This is a genomic window from Mesorhizobium sp. M1E.F.Ca.ET.041.01.1.1, from assembly GCF_003997355.1.
Lineage (GTDB): Bacteria > Pseudomonadota > Alphaproteobacteria > Rhizobiales > Rhizobiaceae > Mesorhizobium.
The window spans coordinates 1-4,590 of the sequence record NZ_RZSL01000496.1 but is presented as its reverse complement, the minus strand read 5'-3'; the positions used below and the strand labels follow the sequence as shown (position 1 = coordinate 4,590).

General features: G+C 59.1%; 8 protein-coding genes. 5 read left to right on the top strand and 3 right to left on the bottom strand.

Features of this window, described 5'->3' with window-relative positions; all coding sequences use genetic code 11:
• The first annotated feature begins 61 nt into the window (after positions 1-61).
• The 5 genes from EOA38_RS28680 (at position 62) to EOA38_RS28665 (ending at position 2,992) form a co-directional block, all read left to right on the top strand.
• Positions 62-325, top strand: a complete 264-nt coding sequence (locus tag EOA38_RS28680) for a hypothetical protein (protein ID WP_245464668.1) — start codon at positions 62-64, stop codon at positions 323-325.
• Between the two features lie 57 nt (positions 326-382).
• Entirely contained in the window at positions 383-505 is a 123-nt protein-coding gene (locus EOA38_RS41010) for a hypothetical protein (protein ID WP_281059627.1), read from the top strand.
• A gap of 690 nt (positions 506-1,195) precedes the next feature.
• Positions 1,196-1,909, top strand: coding sequence for a hypothetical protein (locus EOA38_RS28675; RefSeq protein WP_245464669.1), 714 nt, complete (start codon positions 1,196-1,198; stop codon positions 1,907-1,909).
• Positions 1,881-2,408: a hypothetical protein gene (locus EOA38_RS28670; protein WP_210211958.1), complete on the top strand. Its 528-nt coding sequence runs from the start codon at positions 1,881-1,883 to the stop codon at positions 2,406-2,408. Before EOA38_RS28675 ends, EOA38_RS28670 begins: the two co-directional genes overlap by 29 nt.
• A gap of 83 nt (positions 2,409-2,491) precedes the next feature.
• Positions 2,492-2,992, top strand: a complete 501-nt coding sequence (locus EOA38_RS28665; RefSeq protein WP_126093725.1) for an SRPBCC family protein — start codon at positions 2,492-2,494, stop codon at positions 2,990-2,992.
• Positions 2,993-3,163: 171 nt separating this feature from the next.
• Here the strand turns inward: EOA38_RS28665 and EOA38_RS28660 are convergent, their stop codons facing one another.
• The 3 genes from EOA38_RS28660 to EOA38_RS28650 all read right to left on the bottom strand — a co-directional run.
• Positions 3,164-3,565 (bottom strand): response regulator, encoded by a 402-nt coding sequence (locus EOA38_RS28660; RefSeq protein ID WP_126093726.1) that lies wholly within the window; start codon positions 3,563-3,565, stop codon positions 3,164-3,166.
• 127 nt (positions 3,566-3,692) lie between these two features.
• Positions 3,693-4,304 carry a response regulator FixJ gene (fixJ, locus tag EOA38_RS28655; RefSeq protein ID WP_126093727.1) on the bottom strand — a complete coding sequence of 204 codons (612 nt, stop codon included), beginning with the start codon at positions 4,302-4,304 and terminating at the stop codon, positions 3,693-3,695.
• Positions 4,291-4,590 (bottom strand): ATP-binding protein (locus EOA38_RS28650; protein WP_245480939.1); only part of this gene is annotated, 300 nt, incomplete at its 5' end. The genes fixJ and EOA38_RS28650, both read right to left, overlap by 14 nt.

The window sequence follows — 4,590 nt, the reverse complement described above, 5'->3', positions numbered from 1 at the left end:
CATTGGTCGCCACAGAAGATGAGCGCGGCCGCCAAATTGCACCTTGGCATCGCAGACAGCGATGAGTGATGACATGGGCGCAGACCGGACCGAGGCACCGGACTCCAGTGTCGCATATTCCAGCGGGGACCATCTGGTGTCCGCCTTGGCGGATATTCTGGTCGCCAGTCTCGAGACGCTGGCGAAGGCAGGGCAAGCCGATGCCGCCTGCCGCCAAGCTGGCAAGGCCTGTGCCGCGCTCCGCGTCTCCAACCCCGCCCAATGGCGGAAATTCAATGCCTTGCTGCATCGGCTGAGCAGCCAAGCGCCGTGGGGCGATTCTTGAAGTTTAGTCGCGTTCTCTGAAAGCCTGCATCGAGAACCAACACGGGAGAGTTTTGACATGAGCGGCTTCGATCAGGACAGCAAGCTGAATGCCCAGCACGAAAGCTCCTTGCTGCCCATGCTTATCGGCGGCCTTGTGCTCATCGTGGTCGGGATGCTCCTGGTTGCCTGGCTGGCCTGAACAGATAGTCGGTTCGTCTCGACGTTGGACATCGAGCCAGACCATGCGGCGACGGCAAGATATCTGCCTTGGAACTTGGGTTAGCCAGCGCTGACATCAGGGAAGACGGCTCAGCCTACGATCGCAGCTTGACGAGCGTCGGCCTGGTGCCGACGGATGGCTGCCTGCCATGCATGTGAATCGGCGTGCACAATCGTTTCTTCTCGGCCAACGACGGCCGGGAAGGAGAAACACAACGAGATAGTTCACGGCATGACCCTTCTGGGCAGAACGACGTGCTTGGGTTGTGGACACGAAAGTCGGCGCGAAACGGAACTCACGCGATCCTTCTTGCATCAGTCGATGGGTCTGAACGCAACCTTTCGTTCCGGCTCGGTGAGTAGCCGCTCGCACCTGAGGCTCTTATCGGAAATAACCGGAATTCCGGTTAGGCTTTCGACATGATTTCGCTTGCGGTGACAGGCAGGGAGGCTGGTCAGGTCGCGGATCACGCTCAACATCGCAGGACAGGAAGATGCCATGACCATCCTTGATTGCGAGTGCTCTGGCCACCGTCTGCGGCATCGACGCGACATCGTGCCTCGATTGTCATCCGAATAAACATGAATTAGAAATGCATGTTTATTCTACAGTGACATGGCCCCGCCATCGCCGATGGAGGCGCTACGCGATCATGTATCGGAGGATGCGATGGAGTTCCCTGGCTTCTTTTCTAAAGTGCCCACGATCACGCTGCGCGATCCTTTAGCTGCATTCCTTGGCCTCTCGAAAAGCGGAGTGATGTCCTATGCCTACGCAGATGCCGTGAAGCTCGCTGGTCATTCCTGTCCCATCGTCGCCGGCGCCTATCTGATGGTACGACGGGGGCTCAGCCAACTCTACTACGGCGACGAGTTGCCCGAGCGAGGCAATGTGAAAGTCTATCTGCGTGCACCGCGCGACGAGGGCACGACGGGCGTGATCGCCGCAGTGGCAACGCTGCTCACGGGGGCAGCGCCCGAGACCGGCTTCAATGGCATCGGCACGCGCCATAGGTTCGCGCGCCGCGATCTGCTGCGTTTCGACACAACGTTCGACGGCATCATGGCGCTTCGGCGGAGCGACAATGGGCGGGGTGTGATCCTTGACCTCGATATGACCATCGTCCCATTCGCGCGCGAGATGCAGGCATTGCTTCCCAGGGTCATGACGGAGCAGGCCGATGAGGATGAACGGGAACGCTTTGCGACACTCTGGCAAGCTCGTGTCGAGCAAATGCTGATCCGTGACGCAGATGACCCTGCACTCATCCGAGTTTGCGAATGGAAGGCCGCGCCTGAGCAGAGATCCGGCCCCATCCGGCGCGGCCACGTGCAGTCAGAAAAGGACAGAAACGATGCTGTCGAGGCTCGTGTATTTCCCTAAGGCGCCGGAACTCATGCAGGTGGTTCTGGATCTGAATAAGGCGATCGAGGGAAGCGGGCTGGGGCTGACGCAATCCGGGTGCTCGCGGTCGATGGCCTGGCCCGAGGATGAGGGTTCCGCGCCATTGTCAGGGAATGACGAGGCCCGGGTGTTGAAAGACCGGTTGCGCCAGATCTTGATCGAGCTGGCGCAAACTGAGACCGTTGTAACCTACAAGAACCTCGCCGAGCGGCTCTGCCTCATGCCGCCGCAGACGATCCATCGAGCCACCGACTTACTGGAAAAGCTGATGGCGGAAGATGCCGAAGCAGGCCGGCCGCTTCTGGCCGCGCTTTGCGTGGGCCGCCTGCGCAACGACTTGCCCGCGCCCGGTTTCTTCATGACCGCTCAGGTGCTGGGGCTTTTTTCGGGTGCCCCGGAAGGCCCCGTGGCGCGGGATTTCTATATGCGCGAGTTGGCCCGGGTCTTCGATTTCTATCGGCAATTCCGCAGTGGCTGACATTTATTCGCTGACGGCATCATATGGCCGGACCGGGTGCCGTTAGCCTCCCCGGAATGGCGACAGCGATATGGAGAAGTTCGATGAACGACGACGCTATTCAGCCAGGCCAGATTCGGCGTCTCGCGGAAGGTTTCGAAGGATGCCTCGAGCGCTGGATGGGGCACGAACAGGAAATGGTCTGGCGTATGTTGACCGAGCCGCCACAATTCGTGCAGTGGCTTGCTCCAGGTTCAATCGAGTTGCGTAAAGGCGGTCGAGTTCGTATCGATTTCGGCGACAGCGGAGTGGTGATCGACAGCACCGTGCTTGCGTTCGATCCGCCGCGACTGCTCGCCTATTCGTGGAGCAGCGGCGATGGTGCGAATCGGCCGTTGCGCTGGGAACTGGATCCCGTAGACAGGGGCACCGCACTGACACTAACCGTACAACTGTCGGCAGGGGAAGACATTGCCAAGGCATGCGCTGGATTCGAGGCGCATCTCGATATGCTTACCGCGGCGCTAGAGGGGGTCCCGATCCGATTTCCCTTTGATCGCTACGTCGCGGCGCGGCGCGCCTATCAGGAACTTTTGGCGGAATGAGCGGATGGTGATGTCGAGATAGGCTGGAAGTTCGGCATGTCACCTTCGTTCGGTGCCAGATGCTACGTCGTGCACCAAGGCGTTTCGCAGCAGATCAGTCCGCTTGGAGACGGAGTGGCTGCTTCCGCGCAACAGCAACGTCTCCAAACGGGAAGGCGATTTCGGTTTTGCTCAATGCCCGCCACACTGCTCCAGTGCGACATGAATGCTATCGCTCAAGGCGTGATTGAAGAACGGCTTCTCGACGATCGGAATCCCAAGAGCGGCCGCGCCCTCCCGTAGCATCTTACTCGGATACGAGGTGATTATGATCGCCGGCAACCGAGTTTGTCCGTTCCGGAGACGCTGCAGCACTTCGAGCCCGTTCAGTTGCGGCAAGTTGTAGTCGATGACCAGGCAGCCAAAAGTAGGCAGCGCCGCTTCGTTCAACAGGTCCGCCGCATCGGCATATGTGCGGACGGAAAACCCCTCGAGTTCGAGCGAGAATTTGAGTGATCTCCGTACCGCCGGGTCGTCGTCAACCACGATCACCGTCGGTCTTTCGAGCGATGCAGAATCCGCAGCGCTTTCCATCGCATTGATCTCCAAGCATCCGTTCACAGCCTAGCAGGCCGCTACTCAGAGACACTTCGCCTTGACCTGAGACAAAAACCATCAGAGGTCCGCAGATACCGCCGATCTTGGGAAGGCGGTGCCGCCATCAGCTCCGATTCGAAATAAATGCCAAGCGCACGAGTTCGGACAGGTTTGAGGCCTGCGTCTTGGCCATCACATTTGCTCGGTAAATCTCAAAGGTTCGCGGGCTGATCTTTAGATCGTCCGCGATTGTCTTGTTCGAATATCCGGCTATGAGACCTTCCAGCACCTGCCGCTCTGTATTGGAAAGCCGGGCAAACCGACCCTGAACTTCCACCCCCTTGGTTTCTCGCGTGGTGTCCCGCTCTTGCTGACGGAACGCAGACCGAACGGCGGCCAATACCGCCTCATCGTCGAAAGGCTTTTCCAGAAAATCGACCGCTCCTGCCTCCAATGCTTTCGCTGCGAGCGCGATGTCGCCATGGCCTGTAATGATGATGACCGGCAAGTCTACGCCAAGGCTTTTTAGTCGCCGCATCAGCTCAAGCCCGTCGATTCCCGGCATCCGCAGGTCGGAGATAATGCATCCACGTTCGGCGCTGTCGATGTTCGCCAAAAAAGTAACCGCCGTTTCATAGCTGCGCGCCGAGACTTGCGCAGTGCCAAGCAGAAAGGCGAGCGACTTGCGCACCGCTTCGTCGTCGTCGACGATGTGGACGACATTATCGGCGGGCATCTGTGGACTCCTCCTCGGTTACCGCAGGCAGTGTAAAGCGAAACGTCGTTCCCCCGCCTGGACGCGGCTCGGCCTTGATCTGCCCGCCATGCGCCTCGACAATCGTCCGGGAGATCGAAAGGCCTACGCCCATCCCGTGTGGCTTGGTGGTTGCAAATGGTTGAAAGAGTTTCGCCGCCATTTCCTCCGATATGCCAGAACCGCTATCATCGACCTGCACGACAATCATGTTGTCTGCTGGTGTCGTGCGAACGGTCAAATTCCGCTCACACGATTCTTCCATGGC